Annotated in this window: 6 protein-coding genes; all 6 read left to right on the top strand. The window is 37.0% G+C overall.

Going from position 1 to position 2,581, the window contains the following annotated elements:
• On the top strand, window positions 1-375 hold a 375-nt coding region (locus tag ABGX27_06260), incomplete at its 5' end, for a hypothetical protein (GenBank protein MEO2069100.1).
• Between the two features lie 10 nt (window positions 376-385).
• Window positions 386-706: a hypothetical protein gene (locus ABGX27_06265; GenBank protein MEO2069101.1), complete on the top strand. Its 321-nt coding sequence runs from the start codon at window positions 386-388 to the stop codon at window positions 704-706.
• A gap of 208 nt (window positions 707-914) precedes the next feature.
• A complete protein-coding gene (locus tag ABGX27_06270; GenBank protein MEO2069102.1) occupies window positions 915-1,100 on the top strand; it encodes a hypothetical protein in 186 nt (61 codons plus the stop codon).
• 2 nt (window positions 1,101-1,102) lie between these two features.
• Complete coding sequence (locus tag ABGX27_06275; protein ID MEO2069103.1) at window positions 1,103-1,594, top strand: hypothetical protein; 492 nt, start codon at window positions 1,103-1,105, stop codon at window positions 1,592-1,594.
• Entirely contained in the window at window positions 1,566-1,817 is a 252-nt protein-coding gene (locus ABGX27_06280) for an HPr-rel-A system PqqD family peptide chaperone (GenBank protein ID MEO2069104.1), read from the top strand. The genes ABGX27_06275 and ABGX27_06280 overlap by 29 nt, the downstream gene beginning before the upstream one ends.
• On the top strand, window positions 1,810-2,581 hold a 772-nt coding region (locus ABGX27_06285; protein MEO2069105.1), incomplete at its 3' end, for a carboxylate--amine ligase. The genes ABGX27_06280 and ABGX27_06285, both read left to right, overlap by 8 nt.

Below are 2,581 nucleotides of genomic sequence, written 5' to 3' on the forward strand. Positions count from 1 at the left end.
AAGCACGAAGCAGGATTTTATGGAGTAAACGGTTCTCTATATCCTTCAATTTCCATAAATAAGATAGAAGGAACGGTGAAAAAAGTTAAAAAGGTTCCAGGTTGGGGAAGGAAAAGGATAGATTGGAGGGTTTTAGAAGTTGAAACTAAGAATGGAACCTTAGAGGTTAGTGTTGCTCCTTCTTGGTGGTATCCGCACCTTAACATAAAGGAAGGAGACATTGTATCTGTTGAAGGTTTTACTCCTCCTGTGTGGCGTTTTAGAGGTATTAATGGGATTATGGCCTGTAAGTTAGTAAATAAAACAAATAACGCAAGCTATGACTTTTCATTTAGAAGATGGTGCAGGGGGACTGTACCTAAAAATTTTCAATAAGGGGGGAAAGATGATTAGCGGTATAAACACAACTACTTACTCAACAGATGTTTACTATCAACAACTTCAGTGCCAGCATCGCTACAGGGCTGGAAATGGAAACGGAATGGGGCAAGTTATGACCCAGCTAACACCTGACCAAAGACAACAGGTCTCTTCTGCTTTGCAAAATCTTCCACAAGACCTTAGAACACAAGTAGTGGATCAAATAAGGCAGCTTGATATTTCTTCTATGACACAAGATCAAATTTACCAGTCAGTTATGAACATTATTTCTTCCGTTAATGCTACATCTTTGGTGGTACCATCCTTAATAAGTGTCTATGCTTAATGGTCGGGGTGCAGTCCCCCTTTTCTCATAAACAACTACTGGAGGTAGAAAAATGAGAAAGCTTGTAAGTCTTTTTCTGTTTTACTCTTTGATGATGATGATAATTACTGGAATTGTTCTCTACATAATGCCTTATGAGAGAGTTGCCTACTGGAGTGGATGAAAATTCTTAGGTCTTGATAAGGATCAATGGGACAGTCTCCATACTATATTCGGATTCTTAATGGTCACTTTTGGAATTTGGCATCTTGTTTTAAATTGGAAAAGTTTTGTAAGCTACTTAAAAGATAAGGCAAGAAGAACACTCTCTAAAGAGTTCTTATTTACAACCTTGATAACTATTTTTGTTTTTATAGAACAGTTGCGAACTTCCAACCTTTTAAAGCAGTTATAGATTTGGAAAAGAAAATAAAGGATACTTGGCTTATGCCTAAAACTCCTCCTCCCGCTCCTCATACTGAGCTTCTCTCTTTAGAAAAAGTAGCAGGCATTGTTGGTATCTCTACGGAAAAAGCTCTTGAAGTTCTTAAATCCAAAGGAATCAAAGTTGACTCACCGAAAGAAACTCTTAAGGAAATTGCTAATAAGAATAACGCTTCTCCAGTACAGGTTTATAAAATTCTTATGTCTGTTTCAAAACAAAAAAAGAATGCTTCTACTTCCTTTCAACCAGGAATGGGAATTGGAAGGTTAACTCTTAGGGAAGCTTGTCAAAAGCTTGGTATCTCTTACAAAGAGTGTTTAAAAAGACTTGAGGATAAAGGTATAAAGGCGCAAGCTGATGCTACTTTACGAGATATAGCTTTTAAGTATGGGAAGTATCTTTATGAACTGCTTGAAATCATACAGGGAGGAAACAATGGACAAGCTAAGTATACTCGCTGTTAACGATGAGGGATTCATCTTTGATCCTGAAACAGGAAACAGTTTTACAGTCAATAAAACCGATCTTTTCATAATAAAACTCTTAAAAGAGGGGAAAAGTGAAGATGAAATCGTTAGTCATCTAACTAACGAATTTGAAGTAAATGAAGAAGAAGCTAAACGTGATCTCTTGGATTTTATTGAACAACTTAAGATTTTGGGGCTTCTGGGGGATAAAGATGTATAAAGTAGCTATTTCTGGAATAAATGCCGTTGACAATCCAGGTCCCGGAATAGGAATAGCAAAGAGTGTAAAGGAAAGTGATCTGGAAACAACAGTTTTTGGACTTGCTTACGATGCAATGGAACCTGGAGTTTACATGAAGTGGCTTATAGATAAAAGTTTCATCATGCCATATCCTTCAGAAGGAGAGGAACCTTTTGTGGAAAGGCTTCTGTACATTAAATCTACTTACGGACTTGACGCTGTAATACCTGCTCTTGATGCAGAACTTCTCCTTTTTATAAAAGGTGCATCTTTACTTGAAAGTTCCGGAATAAAGACTTTTTTACCAACCGAAGAACAGTTTAAATTAAGAGGAAAAGATAAACTATTAAAGGTAGCAGAAAGTATAGAAGTAAAGATTCCGAAAACAAAAGTGGTTACTTCCTATGAGGAACTTAGTAAGGTTATTGAAGAAATTGGTTTCCCTATAATGGTAAAAGGAATTTTCTACAAAGCCTACAAAGCCTACAAAGCTTTCAACATTACTCAGGCTACCTCCTATTTCAATTCTATAGTTTCCGAATGGGGGTATCCTGTAATAGTTCAAGAAGTTGTTAAAGGGGAAGAAATGAACGTCGTTGGCGTTGGAGATGAAGAGGGAGGACATTTCGGACTTGTAGGAATAAAGAAGCTGTGGATAACGTCTCTTGGGAAAATCTGGACAAGAGTTACGATAAAGAATGAGAAACTTTTATCGGCAGCCGAAAGATTTGTAAAGGCTTTCA

It is taken from the genome of Desulfurobacteriaceae bacterium (assembly GCA_039832905.1).
In the GTDB taxonomy this organism is placed as follows: domain Bacteria; phylum Aquificota; class Aquificia; order Desulfurobacteriales; family Desulfurobacteriaceae; genus Desulfurobacterium.